Origin of the sequence: Sinorhizobium sp. M4_45, assembly GCF_002885915.1 — a bacterium.
Lineage (GTDB): Bacteria > Pseudomonadota > Alphaproteobacteria > Rhizobiales > Rhizobiaceae > Sinorhizobium > Sinorhizobium meliloti_A.
On the sequence record NZ_NWVE01000008.1, the window covers coordinates 118880 to 136820 of the forward strand.

17 protein-coding genes and 3 pseudogenes are annotated in these 17941 nt (G+C 61.9%); 16 read left to right on the top strand and 4 right to left on the bottom strand.

The genetic code is table 11. The features are described 5' to 3' along the window. The first annotated feature begins 9 nt into the window (after positions 1 to 9). Positions 10 to 720, top strand: coding sequence for a response regulator transcription factor (locus CN933_RS21460; protein ID WP_102762445.1), 711 nt, complete (start codon positions 10 to 12; stop codon positions 718 to 720). Positions 721 to 782: 62 nt separating this feature from the next. Here the strand turns inward: CN933_RS21460 and CN933_RS21465 are convergent, their stop codons facing one another. Next, the gene (locus CN933_RS21465) at positions 783 to 1013 is read right to left on the bottom strand and encodes a Y4oE-related protein (RefSeq protein ID WP_100670675.1); all 231 of its coding nucleotides are present in this window, start codon (positions 1011 to 1013) and stop codon (positions 783 to 785) included. A gap of 150 nt (positions 1014 to 1163) precedes the next feature. Beyond that, positions 1164 to 2079, bottom strand: a pseudogene (locus tag CN933_RS21470) (nucleotidyltransferase and HEPN domain-containing protein). Positions 2080 to 2324: 245 nt separating this feature from the next. On the opposite strand from CN933_RS21470, the gene CN933_RS21475 reads away from it, so the two are divergent. The 4 genes and pseudogenes from CN933_RS21475 to CN933_RS32585 form a co-directional block, all read left to right on the top strand. Next, complete coding sequence (locus tag CN933_RS21475; RefSeq protein ID WP_102762297.1) at positions 2325 to 3074, top strand: winged helix-turn-helix transcriptional regulator; 750 nt, start codon at positions 2325 to 2327, stop codon at positions 3072 to 3074. Positions 3075 to 3258: 184 nt separating this feature from the next. Beyond that, positions 3259 to 4503 (top strand): 8-amino-7-oxononanoate synthase family protein, encoded by a 1245-nt coding sequence (locus tag CN933_RS21480; protein WP_102762298.1) that lies wholly within the window; start codon positions 3259 to 3261, stop codon positions 4501 to 4503. 54 nt (positions 4504 to 4557) lie between these two features. Then, a complete protein-coding gene (gene rctB, locus CN933_RS31945) occupies positions 4558 to 4992 on the top strand; it encodes an SMa0974 family conjugal transfer regulator (RefSeq protein WP_437408717.1) in 435 nt (144 codons plus the stop codon). After that, a pseudogene (locus CN933_RS32585) lies at positions 4979 to 5095 on the top strand (autoinducer-binding protein); the annotation flags it as partial. The gene rctB and the pseudogene CN933_RS32585, both read left to right, overlap by 14 nt. 23 nt (positions 5096 to 5118) lie before the next feature. On the opposite strand, the gene CN933_RS21495 reads toward CN933_RS32585, so the two are convergent. Further along, on the bottom strand, positions 5119 to 5709 hold the full coding sequence (locus CN933_RS21495) for an SOS response-associated peptidase (protein ID WP_102762299.1): 591 nt from the start codon (positions 5707 to 5709) through the stop codon (positions 5119 to 5121). On the opposite strand from CN933_RS21495, the pseudogene CN933_RS31950 reads away from it, so the two are divergent. From CN933_RS31950 to CN933_RS21525, 5 genes and pseudogenes are all read left to right on the top strand, one after another. After that, positions 5708 to 6195 (top strand): annotated as a pseudogene (locus CN933_RS31950) (SOS response-associated peptidase family protein); the annotation flags it as partial. The gene CN933_RS21495 and the pseudogene CN933_RS31950 sit on opposite strands and share 2 nt — an antisense overlap. A 343-nt stretch (positions 6196 to 6538) precedes the next feature. Beyond that, positions 6539 to 7699, top strand: a complete 1161-nt coding sequence (locus CN933_RS21510; protein ID WP_018097189.1) for a CaiB/BaiF CoA transferase family protein — start codon at positions 6539 to 6541, stop codon at positions 7697 to 7699. Beyond that, positions 7696 to 8826, top strand: coding sequence for an ABC transporter substrate-binding protein (locus CN933_RS21515; protein WP_102762301.1), 1131 nt, complete (start codon positions 7696 to 7698; stop codon positions 8824 to 8826). The genes CN933_RS21510 and CN933_RS21515 overlap by 4 nt, the downstream gene beginning before the upstream one ends. A 134-nt stretch (positions 8827 to 8960) precedes the next feature. Next, on the top strand, positions 8961 to 9971 hold the full coding sequence (locus CN933_RS21520; protein ID WP_102762302.1) for a glycoside hydrolase family 25 protein: 1011 nt from the start codon (positions 8961 to 8963) through the stop codon (positions 9969 to 9971). Between the two features lie 10 nt (positions 9972 to 9981). Beyond that, positions 9982 to 10452 (top strand): GNAT family N-acetyltransferase, encoded by a 471-nt coding sequence (locus CN933_RS21525; RefSeq protein WP_026168826.1) that lies wholly within the window; start codon positions 9982 to 9984, stop codon positions 10450 to 10452. Between the two features lie 31 nt (positions 10453 to 10483). On the opposite strand, the gene CN933_RS21530 is transcribed toward CN933_RS21525, so the two are convergent. Further along, complete coding sequence (locus tag CN933_RS21530; protein WP_018097186.1) at positions 10484 to 11386, bottom strand: LysR substrate-binding domain-containing protein; 903 nt, start codon at positions 11384 to 11386, stop codon at positions 10484 to 10486. Positions 11387 to 11570: 184 nt separating this feature from the next. On the opposite strand from CN933_RS21530, the gene argH reads away from it, so the two are divergent. The 6 genes from argH to CN933_RS21560 all read left to right on the top strand — a co-directional run bounded on the left by argH (position 11571) and on the right by CN933_RS21560 (position 17938). After that, complete coding sequence (gene argH / locus CN933_RS21535; RefSeq protein ID WP_102762303.1) at positions 11571 to 13034, top strand: argininosuccinate lyase; 1464 nt, start codon at positions 11571 to 11573, stop codon at positions 13032 to 13034. Next, positions 13031 to 13903 carry an amino acid ABC transporter permease gene (locus tag CN933_RS21540; protein ID WP_102762304.1) on the top strand — a complete coding sequence of 291 codons (873 nt, stop codon included), beginning with the start codon at positions 13031 to 13033 and terminating at the stop codon, positions 13901 to 13903. The genes argH and CN933_RS21540 overlap by 4 nt, the downstream gene beginning before the upstream one ends. Positions 13904 to 13911: 8 nt before the next feature. Next, on the top strand, positions 13912 to 14682 hold the full coding sequence (locus CN933_RS21545; protein WP_018097183.1) for an amino acid ABC transporter ATP-binding protein: 771 nt from the start codon (positions 13912 to 13914) through the stop codon (positions 14680 to 14682). Between the two features lie 62 nt (positions 14683 to 14744). Next, on the top strand, positions 14745 to 15575 hold the full coding sequence (locus CN933_RS21550) for an ABC transporter substrate-binding protein (RefSeq protein ID WP_245425129.1): 831 nt from the start codon (positions 14745 to 14747) through the stop codon (positions 15573 to 15575). An 85-nt stretch (positions 15576 to 15660) separates the two neighbouring features. Continuing rightward, positions 15661 to 17052 (top strand): MmgE/PrpD family protein, encoded by a 1392-nt coding sequence (locus tag CN933_RS21555; RefSeq protein WP_180980770.1) that lies wholly within the window; start codon positions 15661 to 15663, stop codon positions 17050 to 17052. A gap of 10 nt (positions 17053 to 17062) precedes the next feature. Then, complete coding sequence (locus tag CN933_RS21560) at positions 17063 to 17938, top strand: polysaccharide deacetylase family protein (protein ID WP_102762307.1); 876 nt, start codon at positions 17063 to 17065, stop codon at positions 17936 to 17938. Positions 17939 to 17941 lie beyond the last annotated feature (3 nt).

A 17941-nucleotide genomic window follows, 5' to 3' on the forward strand; every position in this document is an offset into this window, starting at 1 on the left:
GGGTGCGGAATGCATGCGGGTGTGCTGATTTATACGGGCAACGCGGAGCTCTTTCTTCTGCTCGAGTACATTCTCGAGACCGAGGGATTTACTGTCCAGCTTTGCTCCGATGCGAGCGAACTGATTAGTACAATCGAGACCGAAAGGCCGCTCGCTGTCCTGGTCGATTGTTCCGATCGGCGCCTGGAGGCGCCTGGCCTTTGCCGCCGCATAAAGGCAACCAGCGACCGCCCGCCAGTCGCCGTCTTTGCGAATGCACCGAGGAAGGATCTCAGCAGTCTCGGGATCGACGTGGTCATATGCAGTCCCTACGATCCGCGACACCTGCTCGCGTTCCTCAAGGGCATTCAAACGAACTTGCCCGACGACTCCCGCCCTGGCGTCTCACGCGAGATATTCCGGCACGCGGATATCGAGATGAATGTCGCCACGGTTCGTGTTACGCGAAACGGCCACACTGTAAGCCTTTCCGCGCTACAGTTCAGACTGCTTCTGCATCTTATGAAGATGCCAACTGTGGTGCACAGTCGTGACGATCTCATCGCCGCCGGCTGGCCGCCTGAAGCCGAAGTCGAGCTCCGCACTGTCGATATCCATATCGGTCACATCAGGCGCGCGCTGAACCACTATGGGCCTGATGTTATCCGCACCGTACGGTCCATTGGCTACGCGCTTGACGGGCTCGGCCGCCAGGGCGAAATTGAGCGTTTCCCAATTTAAGCCGGGAGCGCCTTGCTCGACCACTGACAGCCGCACGGCGCACCCTCTGAATAGATGAACTGCTAAATCAAGCGGTTTCTAAGTCGTAGGAATACCTCAAACCAGAAGCCGTAATCGCCGTGTCGGCGTTCGGTCCAGGCCTCGAGCGCGCAATAGGCGGCCGCAATTGCGGCTTCGTTGCCATAGAGGCCGATCGCCGCCTCCACCACTTCCTCCTGTTGATGCTTCTGCCAGAAGCCGTCTTTCCGGGGGCTTTGCTCCCCGATGGCGGGATTGCAAAAAATCTTGGACACGCTGAACCTCCTGCTGTCCGGCGCAGGGGATCAAAATGGGTTGCCGGACGTTGGAACTCAGCTTTCGCGAGCCACAGAACCATTTGGTTCTCATCGTGCCGTCCCTGGCAAATGTGTCTATCACAAGCGAAGACTGTGCCCTTTCCGGACTCAGTCGAGATCATCTTCTGCCTGTTTTCGAAGGCGATCTAGATGTTCGATGCAGATCGCTTCCACGTCGGCAATCAGCCGACAGGCTCTTTCAACGAGCCAGGCAAGGGCTTCTTCGCTGATTTCATAGCGCTTCGAGTACCGAGATTTGACATAAGCCTCATTCAAGATGTTGAACCACGCTAGATATTGATGCTGATGGCGCGGCCAAACCTCAGCAAGTCGTTGATCTCGTTCCTCGGCGAGGCTGCGCAGATGCCTCAGATTGTGGGATGCAGGGCTGTAGCTCGTCAGGACAAGCAAGAGTGCTGAATACGCCTGCTCGATCGATTGATGAAGCAAAAACACAGCCTCTTTCGGATCGCGCTCCTTCAGATAGAACGAGGCGCCCTTCGCGAATTTCCGAGCATGCGGCATACGGTCGTCGAAATACTCGGCCGCCATTCGCAGGGCGGGCCGACGTACGCGGTCTCGTTTCGGCCAGCGGCTCGTCGTCCCGCTCATAGAGGAGGATGCCATCGCGGCGGATTTCGGAGAAAAAATACTGTCCATCGTAGTGCCGTGTTCAATTCCCGTCTTGAATGAACGATGAGGCTTACTGGCGTCCGATCTCCGGCAAGTGCATGAGGTGCTCCTGCGCCTTGTGCCAGTAGGTCGAGAAATCTGTGAGCTTCCTGTGGTTGACGACGATCAGCAGATCGTAATCCAATTTGTATCCCTTCCTCGTGTGCGGCTCGTCGAGCCATCTTCCTCGGGCATTAGAACCGAAGAGGATGATCTTCAGAATGCGGTCAAACTTTTCGAAGTCGGCCATCCCCTCATAGAGGGCGTCCTCGAATTCCTCGTGCAGGACCTCGACGATGCGCGCGAGTTCGCGCTGTTTTCGAAGCGGAACATGGTCGAGGCTGGTCTTCATCGGTTCTGGCGCTTTCTCTGATGTCATGTGCATGAATAGCGAACCCGGTTCGCTGCATCCACAGAGTGCCCATCTCACATCGAAAATCAACAAAAATGTTGCAACAAAATAGGACGAATAGCGCGTGGAGTTTACACATTTATGGCTATTTCGCGCAATATCTCTAAAATTCTAGGGATTACGTAGGAGCTGCGACCATACTATTTCCGATTTTTGTGACATCAAACATCGGGAAGAGAACGGCGATGAGAAAGCTTGAAAGCACGAAGGCTCAGCACACAAAACACTTGGTCCTGATCTGCTCTGGTAATGCGAACTTCTACGTGTTGCTTGCACACATCCTCGCGTCGGAGGGCTTTCAGACGATGTTGGTGAGCGAAGAAGAGGTAGTGGATCAGGCTGTGCTAAGGCCGGCCACAGCAATCATCCTGGATTCAGCAGAGGATTCAGAGCTCACGGTGAGAACATGTGCCGCCATAAAGGCTAACGACGTAACCTCGCGTATCCCGACTATCGCCCTCGTTTCGTCCGGCAATGAGCGGTACTATCTGGCACTGTTGAAAGCGGGGGTTGACGAAAACTTCGTGCGCCCGGTCTCGCCGGCGAGGCTGCTTGCTTACCTTGGTTCTCTGCCGAACAATCGTGCGAATGATAAGCAGCCGACACATCCCGCTAGCGAAGAGGCCGCTGAGACCTTTGGCAAGTTAAGACTCGAGCCTGGGCGCCGTCTCGTCAGATATGGTGATGAAGACGTTCAATTCGGTGCCATCGAATTCAACCTGCTCCGATGCCTGCTTGAGGCACCGGGCCGGGTGCGGAGCCGTCTGGAACTGATCGAAGCGGCGTGGCCATCAAATCGCTACGTGCAGCCGCGCACCGTGGATGTGCATGTCGGTCGCTTGCGTCGGGAGCTCGAGCGCCTGACCGGCCATCCTCTTATTCGCACAATACGGGCCACCGGCTATGCGATCGACATTGATTATGGCTCCGATTGAGCTCGGATAGGTTTCACACTTCTCATATTTTTTTCAAAAGTGCAGGGAAAGGAAAATTCAACCGTAATTTTACGCCGAATGCAAAATTCAGCGTGAAAATATTTCGCAAATACTTCGTTGAGTTCAGCGACTAAACAAATAAATCTACCGTACATTCGCCGCTCAAGTATCGGGAGATTTCGGGATGGAAGAAAAAACGCCAGGGCAGGGAAGTATTTCTGGCAAGGGCGCCCAAAGGAACACCGCCAGCTTAATCCAGTACGCCCAAAGCCATTTCGATGCCGCGCATTTTCAGGGCTTGATGGCGATTTACGGGCGACCTCTGGAGCATCGTGCCGTGGCACTAACCCATGACCGCGGACGTCGGGTCGTCGACTTCGTGCGTTGCTCCTATCTCGGCTTGGACAACCATCCGCAGGTCGTTGCAGGTGCCGTCGACGCACTGAAAGATTACGGCGCGCTTCATTGGTCATGCGCAAGGACGCGTCTCAATTTCTCGATTCTCGGTGACTTGGAGGCGGCGCTGTCGGAGTTGTTCGATGCGCGGGTGATTACTTATACCACAGTGCTCGCAGCCAACATGAGCGCGTTGCCGCTGATTGCCTCCGGGCATCTCACGGGTGGCGTTAAGCCGCTGATGGTGTTCGATCGCTTTGCCCACGCGACGCTTGCCTTTCACAAGGGAACCATTGCCGCTGAAACTCGCGTCGAGACCATTCCTCACAACGATCTCAACGCGCTCGAGATGCTCTGCCGCGCGAACGAATCCGTCGCCTTCGTTTGCGACGGCGTTTATTCGATGGGAGGAAGCGCCGACATCGAGGACCTAAGGCGCCTGCAGGACCGCTATGGCCTCTTCCTCTATATAGATGACGCACATGGCATATCGATCTTCGGCAAGCACGGGGAAGGCTTTGCCAGATCGCAAATGAGCGGGCACCTGGGGGAGCGGACGATAATTGCGGCTTCGCTCGGCAAGGGCTTCGGCGCCTCAGGAGGCTTGATCATGCTTGGAACGGCGCGGCAGGAGGAACTGTTTCGAAGATTCGCGGTCGCTCATGCGTTTTCAGCGTCGCTGAATGTCGCGGCAATCGGCGCGGCGCGCGCGTCGCAGCAACTGCACCTAACGCAAGAACTCACGGAGCTACAACAGGGACTTCGAAGCAGAATCGCCTTGTTCGACAGCCTCGTTCCCACAGACCAGCAAGGCTCACCGTTGCCGATACGAACGGTCGAGATAGGCGACGAGATGACGGCCATCGAAGCCGCAAGAGCTTTGCTCGACCGCGGTTTCTATACGTCGGCGATCTTCTTTCCCACCGTTGCACGGGGGAGGGCAGGGTTGCGGCTTTGCCCCACGGCCGGACACTCTGAAGACGATATCCGCGCGGTGGGCACCGCGATCCAAGACGTGCTGACGAACAGATAAGAGCCTGTGCTGCACCAAGACCACGCCCAACATTGAATCTTAAAAGGAGCGAACATGTCTGAGCACCTCTCGGAGTGCTGTGTCTCCGTCCCCAGTTCAAGGAACCTCATCGAGACTGTCTCCCAACGGTTTGCCGAATTTTGCGTCTCAATCGTGGACGACGGAATGGAAAAGACCTTCAAGTTCATCGATGGCGAGGCCGTTGTGAGAGCTGTCGGTAGAGGGATTTTGATGCGGGTCGTCGCGACAGACGTCATCTCTTACTATGGAATACGAACGGCATTGGAGGGCAGCATTCTGAAGTTGACGGCATTGGAGCCCGAGGAATTCGCTTGGTACCCGGCCGGTGAATCACCATTTGCAGCGGTCGGACGTGTACATCCGAGCCAAGATGAAGTGCATGAACGCGAGAAACTCGCCACGGCTGAGGTTCACCACAAACGACTAACCGCAGGAACGTTGGACACGCACAGCAATCACCAGCATTGAGAACATGACCTACGCGAACTTCCACATGAATAATGCTCGCAGGTCGCTGAATGCCGGCACGCAGGCGCAGGCGACAAAGGTCAAGCTGATTTGGAGCCCGTGAATACATCACGAATCGAGCAGACTCTAGCCAACGTGCTCTACCGATAGCGTGCCTACCGGAAGGGGTTTGATCAACGACTTCGCAGAAACACTCGGGTTCAGCCAGTCAGTCCATAGATCGCGCTCAAGGATCACGATCTGTCGATCGTGGTACGGAGCGATGTCGGGCCCCGGCGCCATCGTCAGCATGGTGAAGGCTTGCCCGACCTCCGGCGTGTTGCGCCAGATGCCGGCGATGCAGAAGATCGGCTCGTCATTCTTGGTGAACAGCCACTTGTCCTTGCGCTTCTTGCTCGGATCCTTCGGATAGGTGAACTCGTAAAAGCCGTCGGCAAGAATCAGGCAGCGGTTGGAAATGAACTCCCGTCCCTCTGATCGGAAGTTATACACCGGCCGCTTGTTCGGCCCCGGCCAACTCCAGCGTCGCTGTACGAGCTCGGCCTCATCGGGCACTCCGTCGACCGCCCTGACGATCGGCCCATCATCGGTGATCTTGATGTCCTCACGGGCTTCGAGATTCGGGGTGCTTTCGCCGAAACGGATCTTGATCTTGAGCTCGGCAAAGTCCTCGACGATCGAGGCGACATCCGTCATCAGCCGATAATCATTGCACATGCATCCTCCGTCTCAGGTCCGATTGTCTCCAGTCCGACGCCCGCTCGACGAGCGCCGCGTTATAAGGCGCCATGACGGCGAAGTGGAGATGGTGGAGCGGCCGTGTGGCCTGCGTCCGCGCGACGTTAGCGGGCGCCGTGAAGGTCGTCCGGTCGGAAGGCCGGACGTTCCCCGCCCGCCGCTGCCTGGTGCCCGCGTCCGATTTTCGCCATTGAAACTTTTCTCGCTCACCAATGGTGACTGTTTCTATTTCGCGGGGATTTGGCCGCCGGCGACCCGGCCTGGCCGGAGACATATGCCATCCTGACGATGGAGCCGAATGCCGATCTCGCGCCGTACCACGCCCGCCAGATGGCGGTACTCACCCTCGATCAACGCGTGGCCTGGCTCGACGGACTTTTCCGCGAAGACGAAATCCTGCGGCCGCAGCCGGCAGGGACTTTCCAGGTCTTGCGACACCCAACCTCTCCGGTTCAGTCGATGCTGGACGGGTCTGCGTCCCGTTGGGCTTGTTCTGGCCAGATGCCATCTTGGACAGAAACTTGTTGCAGGAAATGCCGCGGAGCCGGTGGGGCCTGTAGCGTGATGCGCATGCGCGGCATTCCGAGCGCCTCTCGATGGCGCCAGCGCGTCTCCAATCCGTGCAGGTATCGCCAGTGCTTTCGTTGCTTCATTCCGGCAGTCAGCTGCGCCATGCAGCGGACGTCGTCCCTTTTGCAGCTTGTCAGGACACCTATATTTGAATTAAGTCTTCAAATAAGAAGACACTATTTTTGTCCGACAGTCATCCGCATCGCGTTGCCGCTGCATGAGGGAAGAGTAACCACGCATGACAACAGAATCCGAACTGCCGCTTTCCGGCCTGGTGGTCGTCGACATGAGCCAGTTTCTTTCCGGCCCCTATTGTTCGCTGCGGCTGATGGATCTCGGGGCGCGGGTGATCAAGATCGAGCGGCCAGATGGCGGCGATCTTTCCCGCCGGCTTTATCTGAGCGACACGGAAATCGGCGGCGACTCGACCATTTTCCACGCGATCAACCGCGCCAAGGAAAGCCTTGCGATAGACCTCAAGAACGAGGCCGATCTTGCCGCACTGAAGCGGCTTCTCGCGCGGGCCGACGTCGTGATCCAGAACTTCCGGCCGGGCGTCATCGAAAGGCTGGGGCTGGACTATGAGGCGGTCAGGGCTATCAATCCGCGCATCGTCTATGCCTCGATCAGCGGTTATGGCGAGGAGGGCCCCTGGGTGAAGCGTCCCGGCCAGGATCTGCTGGCGCAGGCGCGCTCGGGCGTCATGTGGCTGAACGGCGACGAAGGGCAGGGGCCGGTTCCCTTCGGGCTCGCCATCGGCGACATGCTGGCCGGCGCCGCCGCCGCTCAAGGAATTCTCGCGGCGCTGGTGCGGCGCGGTATTTCCGGCAAGGGAAGCCTCGTCGAAACGAGCCTCCTGGAGGCGCTTGTCGATTTCCAGTTCGAGGTATTGACCACGCATCTCAATGACGGCGGCCGTCTGCCGAAGCGGTCGGCATTCCGGAGCGCCCATGCTTATCTCGCCGCACCCTACGGCGTTTATGCGGCGAGCGACGGCTATCTTGCGATCGCCATGACGCCGATCCCGAAGCTTGCGGATTTGCTTCAGATCGACGAACTCGCCCCCTATCGCGACGACCCGTCCTCGTGGTTCACCGAGCGCGACCGCATCAAGGCGCTGATTGCTGACCGCATCGCGCTCAGCACCGTCGACGAATGGCTGGCCGTGCTGGAGCCGGCCGACATCTGGTGCGCGCGCGTGCTCGACTGGAACGAGCTTCTGGAAAGCGAAGGTTTCCTGGTGCTCGACATGCTGCAGACGGTGATGCGCGAAGACGACGTATCGATCACCACCACGCGCTCGCCGCTGAGGATCAACGGCCGCCGCCCGCGCGTCGAGCGCGCCGCCCCGCGGATCGGTGAGCATGGCCGCTCGATCAGGGAGGAGTTCGGCCTATGAGCGTCGTCCTCAAGGGAATGACCTGGAATCACCCGCGCGGCTATGATCCGATGGTGGCCTGCTCGCAATCCTGGCAGGAAAAGACGGGCGTCGAGATCCGGTGGGAGAAGCGGTCGCTGCAGGATTTCGAAACCTTTCCGGTGGAGACCCTGGCAAGGAACTATGACCTGATCGTCATCGACCATCCGCATGTGGGGCAGATCACCGGCGAGAATTGCCTGCTGCCCCTGGACGTGCCGGGCCGCGAGGCGGAGCGGCAGGCGCTCTCGGCGGCAAGCGTCGGCCCGTCCTATCGGAGCTACGCGTGGAACGAACGGCAATGGGCCTTTCCGATCGACGCGGCGACCCAGGTGCAGGCCTGGCGGCCGGATCGCACGGATCGCCTTCAGACCTGGCGGGATATGCTCGCGCTCGCGCGCAGCGGCGGCGTCCTCCTGCCGCTCAGGCCGCCGCATTCGCTGATGAGTTTTTACACGCTCTGCGGCAATCTCGGCCGTCCCTGCCGCAGCGCCGGTAAGGGCGATCTCGTCGACGCCGAAACCGGCGCCATGGCGGTCGAGCTGCTGCAGGAAATCTCGGCACTCATCGACCCCGCATGCTTCGGAATGGACCCGATCGCGGTGCTCGAGGTCATGGCGGCCGAGGCCTCGCCCGCCGTCTGCGCGCCGCTTATCTACGGCTATGTCAGCTATTCCCTTACCGGCTTTCGCCCGGCGCTCGTCCGCTTCGGCGATTTCCCGACCGTCGGCGCCGCCGGGCCGGTCGGCTCGGCGCTCGGCGGGACGGGCATAGCCGTCTCGGCCTTTTCGCAGGCGCCGGAACAGGCGATCGATTTCGCCTATTGGCTTGCGGGCGGCGGCGTGCAGCGCGGCCTCTATGCGGCATCCGGCGGCCAGCCCGGCCACGGGGACGCCTGGCAGGACGATACGGTCAATGAGGCGACCCATGATTTCTACCGCGCGACGCGGGCGACGCTCGAAGGCGCCTGGCTCCGGCCACGCCACGACGGCTACATGACCTTCCAGCAGGCGGGCTCGGACCGCCTGAACGAGGGGCTGCGGAGCAGGGAAAGGCCGAGGCTCGTGGTCGAAGAGCTCAACCGGCTGTTTCTTGCGAGTTTTCGCTGACGGCGAAATCGCTCGCAACTCTGCCCGCGTAAAGATTGGATTCAATCTTTCTTGGTAATTTCCCGTTAGCAAGTCTCGTCAGTGGGGCCTGACGGCGCGGTTGCCGTCGGTTTTTGTATTGCGTGCGGGTCCTCATGCGTCCTTTTTCGGCTGTCTCAGCGATCGTCATAACCTGCCTGGCTCTAACGAGCTGCGGCTTCGGGGGGAGCAGGCCCTCGCGCGAGACGACGAGCTCCGTCGTCCGTCCGGCAAGTCCGGTTCCTTCGGCGGAGGTCAGTGCCGCTCCTGCGCAAGCGGCGCCTCAGCCGGAGGCGCTTGCCTGGGCGGGAACCGTTCCCGAGCCGCAGGCCTTCATGCCGGCGGAAAGGACGGTGGGCATGCCGGTTCCGGCCGAGCGACCCATTGCAATGCTCGCTCCCGAAAATCCCGCGCGCGAGCCGCGCGGCCGCTCGCGCGTCTACAGCCACAGCTTCCGCGATGCCCATCCGATCAATTTCGGTACCCGGTCGCCGCGCAAACTCGCCGTTCACGGCGTCGACGTTTCGCGCTGGCAGGGCGAAATCAACTGGGCGAAGCTGCGCACGCAAGGCGCCAACTTCGCCTATATCAAGGCGACCGACGGCGGCGATCACCTCGATCCCATGTTCAAGAAGAACTGGCGCCGGGCCGACGAGGCCGGGCTCAAACGCGGCGCCTACCACTTCTTCTATTGGTGCCGCACGGCCGGCGAGCAGGCGGACTGGTTCATCCGCAACGTGCCCCGGGATCCGACCGCGCTTCCGCCCGTCATCGATGTCGAGTGGAACGGCGAGTCGAGCTGCAAGCGGCGTCCGTCGCCGGAACGGGTGCGGGAAAAGATGCAGGTCTTCATGGACAAGCTGGAGCGCCACTACGGCCAGCGCCCGATTATCTATACCGCGCCGGACTTCTACCGCGACAATCTGCAGGGCGCGTTCCCCAATCATCCCTTCTGGCTGCGCTCGGTCGCGGCGCACCCGTCCAAGGTTTATCCCGGGCGCAAATGGATCTTCTGGCAATATTCGGGCTCGGGCCTGTCCCACGGCGTCGACGGGCGGATCGACCTCAACGTCTTCAACGGCAGCGAGGAAGACTGGCACAACTGGGTGGCGGCGCGCTCGAGCTGAGGGAACAGAAGTGACGCCGATCCGCCTGTTGCAGGCCCATGACGCAGCCTTCCCCGCAATTGCGGCCCTCATGGAGGAAATGCAGGCGCACTACCGCGTGGCCTGTCCGCCGCGCGCCGAGATAATCGCGGGGCTTGAAGCCATGCCGCCGGGCGCGGAGATCCTCGTCGCCGAGGAGCATGGTTCGGTGCTCGGTCTCGCCGCCTTCTCCGCGATTTACCCCGGGCCGGGCCTGAAGCCGGGCATCTTTCTGAAGGAACTCTACGTCAGCGGATCACAGCGGGGCCGCGGCCTCGGCCGGGCCTTGATGCAGAAGCTGGCCAGCCTGGCGAAGGAGCGCGGGCTCACGCGCATCGATTGGACCGCGGAGGCGGAAAACACTCGTCTCTTTTCCTTCTATGAAGACCTGGGCGGCGCACGCAAACCGGACAAGGTCTTCTTCCGGCTCGACGGAGAGGCGCTCGCGCGGCTGGCGGACTGAGATAGCGCGCCACGGCCCGGGCCGGCCGCCCTCAGTCGCCCATGCCTTCGGCTTCCGCCATCAGCCATGCCTCGAACGTCCGCATGGAAGCACTCGGCGCGATGTCCCGCGGTTTCGCGAACCAGTAGCCATGGTCGCTTCGATATCCGAAGCCGTTCGGATTGACGAGCTTTCCCGCCGCAAGGTCATCGAGGATGAGGCCGCGCGGGATCAAGGCCATTCCCTGTCCGGCAAGTGCTGCCCGGATCACCATCGTATAATAGCCGAAGCGCGTGGTGTGCCGGACCGCGAGGTCGTCCTTGCCATGGCCTTTGGCGAAATAATTCCAGTGCAGCGGCGTCTGCGGGTGCTCCAGCATGATGCCGTCGGCGAGATCTTCGATCGTCTCCGGAGCGCCGTTCTTCTCCCAGTAGGAAGGGGCGCTGACGACGAGAACCTCGCGCCCGAAGAGATAGCTGGTCTCCTCGTCCGGCAGCGGTTCGCTCAGGAAACGGAATATCGCATCGGGCGTCTGGGACTGTGTCGGAGAAACGAACGTCGTGAACTGCACCTCGATCTCCGGGTGCTGCTCGGTAAAGCGAAGGAAGCGCGGCAGCAGCCACCGGTCCCCGAAAATGGGCGGCACCTGCAATCTCAGCACGCGCGGGCCCGGTTTCAGGCGGGCGACCCGAAGGGCGGCGTCCTCCATCGCCTTCAATGCGGTGCGCGCCTGTTCGATATAGATCGTGCCCACTTCCGTCGGGATCATTCCGCGCGGTGTCCGGACGAAGACGGGGCTGCCGATCAGCTCTTCGAGCGACAGCAATTGCTTGCTGACGGCGCTCTGCGACAGCGACGTGCTTTCGGCGGCAGCGCTCGTCGATCCCCTTTCGGCCACCGCAAGCAGCACCTGAAGCGCGGTCGTCGAAGGCAAGCGCCGCCGTCCCGAAGCCATGAAAATTCCTCCGCCAAATTCAGCCGATGCGCGTCCGCTCCGCCCCGTTCTTTGCGCAGACCCTAAATAAGTGCCCGGAGCAAGGCTAGTCGTTTTTGTCATAGCTTGGTGAAATAACTTCGCTTGCCGGGATATGCCACCCGTGGGAGCTTCTTCGAAAGAATGACAAATAAAGGGAACGAAGATGACCGAGCCCACTCAGCTTTGGGGTGGACGATTCAAGTCCGGACCGTCCGAAGCGCTTGCCAATCTGTCCCGCGCGCCCCGATCTTACTTTCGACTGTACAGGGAAGATATTGCAGGTTCACGCGCCCATGCTTCCGAGTTGAAGCGCGCCGGCGTCCTGGACGAGGGTGAATTCTCCGCGATACGCGCGGCCCTGGAAGGCATCGAAGCCGATATCGGTGCCGGCCGCGAAGAACCTATTGCGGCTGATGAGGATCTGCATACCTTTCTCGAGCGTCTGTTGATGGCGCGCCTCGGCACGCTTGGCGGCAAGCTTCGCGCCGGGCGGTCGCGCAACGACCAGACGGCCAACAATACGCGCCTCTATCTGCGGCGCATGGCGCGGGAGCTTTCCCGGGGCGTGATCGCCATCGAAGAAGCACTGATGGAGCAGGCATCCCGGCATACGGAGACCGTGATGCCCGGCTTTACCCATCTTCAGCCGGCCCAGCCGGTCGTGCTCGGCCACCACCTCATGGCGCACGCGCAGTCGCTGCTGCGCGACCTGCAGCGTTTTGCCGATTGGGACCGCCGCTTCGATCGCTCGCCTCTGGGTGCGGCCGCACTGGCCGGCTCCGGCATTGCGCGCCGCCCCGATCTCTCCGCCATCGATCTCGGCTATTCGGCCGCTTGCGAGAACTCCATCGATGCCGTCGCCGCGCGCGATCACGTCGCCGAATTCCTCTTCATCTGCTCGCTGGTGGCGGTGGATCTCTCGCGGCTTGCGGAGGAAATCTGCCTCTGGAGCTCCAAGCAGTTCAGCTGGGTACGGCTGCATGATTCCTATTCCACCGGCTCCTCGATCATGCCGCAGAAGAAGAATCCCGACGTCGCCGAGCTGACGCGCGGCATGTCGGGCACGCTGATCGGCAACATCGCCGGCTTCCTCGCCACCATGAAGGCGATGCCGCTCGCCTATAATCGCGATCTCGCCGAGGACAAGCGCAGCCTGTTCGAGACGATCGACGTTCTCGAACTGGTCCTGCCCGCCTTTGCCGGCATGGTGGGAACGCTGGAATTCGACGTGGAGAAGCTGCGCGAGGAGGCGCCGAAGGGCTTCACGCTCGCGACCGAAGTGGCCGACTGGCTGGTGGGCCGGGACGTGCCTTTCGCCGAAGCGCACGAGATCACCGGCGCCGTGGTGCGCTATTGCGAAGAGCGCGGCCACGATCTATCCGGCCTGACGGCTGAGGATCTGCCGGGGATCGATCCGCGGCTTCAGCCGGAGATGCTTGCGGCACTCGCGCTCGAAAAGGCGCTTGCCAGCAGAAACGGCTTCGGTGCAACGGCGCCGGAGCGGGTTCGCGAGCAGATCGCCCGCTTCGAAACGGCGCTTGCCGGCTGCCGCGCCTTTGCCGGCGGCCCGACCGGCGGGGCCTTAGCGGTCGCGAAGAACGGCGCAGAGGAGGCGCGACGCCGATGAATGTGGCAAGCCTCGCAACTCCGCCTGCGGATTCCAAATACGAGATCGCCCATCTGAAACTGGTGCCGAAGCGCCATATCGGGCGGATGATTGCGGCGGGGATCGTGCTCCTGCTGTTTGTGGGTCTTGTGCGGGCCTTCAGCGTCGGGCAGATCGAATGGAGCTATGTCCGCGATTTTCTCTTCGCACCCGCAATCCTCGCCGGCCTCTACAACACCCTGCTGATGACCGTTGCCGCCATGGGGCTCGGCATCGTCCTCGGCGTCGTCATCGCCATCATGCGGATATCCGGCAATCCGGTGCTGTCGTCGATCGCGATCGGCTATATCTGGGTCTTTCGCGGCGCCCCGGCGCTGCTGCAGTTGATGCTGTGGTTCAACCTGGCGCTCATCTTCCCGACGCTCGGCATTCCGGGACTGTTCGAGTTCAGGACGGTCGACGTCATGACGCCCTTCGTCGCCGCCGTGCTCGGGCTCGGCATATCCCAAGGCGCCTATACTTCGGAGGTCGTGCGAAGCGGGCTTCTGTCCGTCGACAGCGGCCAGTACGAGGCTGCGCGCACGATCGGCATGACGCAGATGATGATGCTGCGCCGTATCGTCCTGCCGCAGGCGATGCGCGTCATGGTGCCGCCGGTCGGCAACGAGGTGATCGGCATGGTGAAGCTGACGTCGCTCGCCAGCGTCATCCAGTATTCCGAGATCCTCCACAACGCGCAGATCATCTATTTCGCCAATACCCGCGTCCTCGAACTGCTGCTGGTCGCGAGCTTCTGGTACCTGCTCGTCGTCTCCGTGCTCTCGATAGGGCAGCACTATATCGAGCGCTATTTCGGCCGCGGTTCGAAATCGATCCGCTCGTCCATGTGAGGTCGGTCATGAACCAGGATATTCTCGTCAAGGCTATCGACGTCACGAAGAATTACGGCACGTTCCGCGCTCTCGACAAGGTCAGCCTGGACGTCGCCCGCGGAGAGGTGAGCTGCATCATCGGTCCTTCGGGCTCGGGCAAGAGCACGCTTCTGCGCTGCATCAATCTTTTGGAGCGGATGGACGGCGGAGCGATCTGGGTCGAGGACGAACTGATCGGCTACCGCCGCGACGGCAACAATCTCCACGAAATCAGCGATGCGGAGATTTCGCGCCAGCGGCGCCGGATCGGCATGGTCTTCCAGCGCTTCAACCTGTTCCCGCACAAGACCGCCCTGGAAAACATCACCGAGGGCCCCGTGCAGGTGCTCGGCGAGCCGGTGAAGGAAGCGCGCGACAGGGCCTCGGCATTGCTGGAGCGGGTGGGCCTCGCGGACAAGGCGAACCATTACCCTTCCGAGCTTTCCGGGGGCCAGCAGCAGCGCGTCGCGATCGCCCGCGCCATGGGGATGCGGCCGGACCTCATTCTCTTCGACGAACCCACATCGGCGCTCGACCCTGAACTGGTGTCGGAAGTGCTCGATGTGATGCGGGACCTTGCCGCCTCCGGCATGACGATGATCGTCGTCACCCATGAGCTCGGCTTCGCCCGCAACGTGGCGAATACCGTCACCTTCATGGAAACCGGCAAGGTGGTCGAAACCGGCTTGGCATCGGAGGTTCTCAGCACCCCGAAAAGCGCCCGAACGGCGGAGTTCATCAAAGCCGTTCACAGCTGAGGAACAGAAAAACGGCGGCAGACGAAGCCGCCGGCTCGAACCAGGACAAGATGGGGAACCACATGAACAAGCATATCGCAGCGCTCACGGTCGCATGCCTTGCCGCAACCTCCGCCAATGCCGCCGGCCTGCCCGAGCGGGTGAAGTCGGCCGGCAAGGTCGTCGTCGCCAACCAGCCGAACTATCCGCCGATGGAATATGTCGACCCGGCGACCAACGAGCTTAAGGGTGTCGACATCGATCTCGGCGTCGCGCTCGCCAAAGAGCTCGGCACCACGGTCGAGTGGTCGAATATCGGCTTCGAGCAGATGATCTCGTCGCTTCAGACCGGCCGCGTCGACCTTATCCATAGCGGCATGAGCGATCTTCCGAAGCGCCGGGATACGCTCGATTTCATCGATTACATGAAATCCGGCGCGCAGTTCTACACGTCCTTTGCCCGCAAGGACGAGTTCAAGACGCTCACCGATTTCTGCGGCAAGACCGTCGGCATGAGCCGCCGCACCTCCTTCCCGGACGAGACGGCGAAATGGAGTGCTGCCAATTGCGAAGCCAAGGGGCTGCCAGCCATCAAGGTCGTCGGGACGGAAGGCTCCGCCGATGCCCGCGCCCAGCTCAAGCAAGGCCGGCTCGACGCCGCCGTCCAGGGTTCCGAAACGCTGCCCTATCTGATGGATCTCGAGAAGGACACCTACGCCGTCGTGGGCGAGCCCTTCACCGTGGTCTATCAGGGCATCGGGTTTGCCAAGAAGGACACGGAACTGCGCGACGCCTATGCCGCAGCGCTGAAGGCCCTGATGGAATCAGGCGAATACAAGGCGATTTTCGCCAAATTCGGCCTCGAGGGCACCTTGCTCGATGGCATTTACGTCAATGGCGAAGCGGTGAAGTAATCCGCCGCGTTGCGGCCCCGCCGAACAGGCCGGGCCGCAAAATGCGCCGTCGCCGACCGATTCTCGACAAACCATGAGCAGTTCCATGCCCCGCGTTGCCGCCGACGCGCCGGTCGACAGGCTGGCATCCTTTCTTGCAGCCCTTAAGTTCGAAGCGCTTCCCCCCGATGTCGTCGAAAAGACCAAAGTCCACATCGCGGACACGATCGGCGCGGCACTGGCTGGCGCGCGCTCGGCGGAAGCCGGCATCGCCCGCAGGGCCGCCGGTGCGCCCGGTAGCGCGCTGATCTGGGGCACCGGCGTTCGCGCGGCAGCGCGTGAGGCCGCGCTCATAAACGGGGTCGCGGCCCACGCTTTCGAACTCGACGATTCCGGCGGGTGCGACCATTCGGGCGCCGTCGTCATTCCCGCCGTTCTGGCCGCAATTGCCGAAGCGAAGCGGCCGGTGATGGGCAGGGAACTCATCGCCAGCGTGGTCGCGGGCTACGAGACCGGCCGGCGCGTCCTCGAAGCGGCGGGCGGATACGACAGCCACAACGGGCTCGGCTGGCATTCCACGGGCACCTGCGGCACGCTTGCGGCTGCGGCGGCCGTTGCCAGGCTTTCCGGTTTCGACGATCGTGCCACGCGCGATGCGATCACGCTCGCCACCAGCTTCTCCTCCGGTCTCTGGGCCTTCATCCATGACGGATCGCAGGCGAAGAAGGTCCATGCAGGCCGCGCGGCCGAGGGCGGGCTGCTCGCGGCGCGGTTGGCAGGGGAGGGCCTTGCCGGCCCCTCCAGGGTCTTCGACGACGTCTGGGGCGGCTTTTTCCGGTCGTTCAACAAGGATGTCTGCGAGCCGCAGAAGCTATGCGAAAGACTGGGCCACGACTGGAAGGTGAGGCGTGCGGTCCTCAAGCCTTACGCCTCCTGCCGGGGCGCCCATTCGGCGATCGATGCGCTGGACGACCTGCTTTCGGAATCGGGACGTGATGCAGCTGAGATCGACCGGATCGAGTTGCGGTTGAGCGCCTTGCTGATGGGCATGTGCGGCGCCCGGGAGAGCGGCGCCATGGCGCCCACGCAGATGAGCCTGCCCTATGCGCTTGCGGCACGCTGCGTGTTCCTGACGGCCGGGCTCCAGGCCTATGCCGCCGACCGACGTGCCGATCCCCGCCTGCGGGCCGTCATGGAACGCATGCTGCTCACGGTGGACGATGGGATGCAGCCGCTCGACGAGCCGGTCGTCACGCTTCTCTTCAAGGACGGCGCCCGTCTGGCACGAATGGTGCCCCGCGCGACCGGCTCTGCCGAAAGGCCGATGCGCTCCGCCGCCATCCACGCCAAGTTCGAAGAGCTCGCCGCGATGAGCATCGAAACGGAGCAGGCGGACGGGCTCTGGCGGATGCTCGCCGAGCTCGAACACGTCGAGGATTGCCGCGCTCTGGAGCCCCTGCTTGCCGGCGACGGCGACAAGCGTCCCGTCTTTTGCTGAGGATTTCGTCATGACCTACGACCTGACGCCCCGTCCGCTCAATCCGGCGCCGCAAACGCCGGCGATGACTTGGCCGAACGGCGCGAAGAGCGCCGTCTTCATCGGCTTCGACGTGGATGCCGAAACCGCGTGGATCGGCAACAATCCTTCGAATGTCGATCGGATGGTGACCACCTCCCATGGCGGCTACGATGCGCGCGTCGGCATTGCCAGGATCGTCGAACTGATGGACGAGCTGGCGATGAAGGCGACGTTCTTCACGCCCGGATGGACGGCGCTTGCCCATCCCGCGGCCTGCGAGAAGATTGTCGCGGCCGGACACGAGATCGGTCACCACGGCTATCTTCACAAGATGCCGGATCGCGATCGGCTCGACGAGACGTTCGAGGAGATCGACCGCGGCTTCGAGGCGCTGCAGCGGGCATTCGGCATTCGTCCCGTCGGTTACCGCGCACCCGCCGGAGAGAACTTTCCCGAGCTCATCGCCTATCTTGCCAAAACGGGCATCCGCTATTCCAGCTCGTTTCGCGACGACATCCTGCCCTACCGGCACGCGTCGGCGGACGGCGTGCCGGGCCCGGTGGAGATTCCGGTCAATTTCGCATTCGACGACTGGAATTTCGGGATGTCCAGCCGCTCGAGCGCGCGACCGCTCTTCGGCCGCGAAGCCGTCCTTTCGCTCTGGATCGACGAATTCGAGGCCACCCATGCCTGGGGCGGCGTCACGACGCTCGTTTTGCACCCGCAAGTGTCCGGCCGTCCGATGCGCTGGCACCTCCTTCGCGACTTCCTGCGGCACGTTCAGGCAAAAGGCGACGTTTGGATCGCGACCGGCAAGGAGATCGCCGACCATTTCGAGACGCTGGAACGGCAACGCGGCGCATAAGAA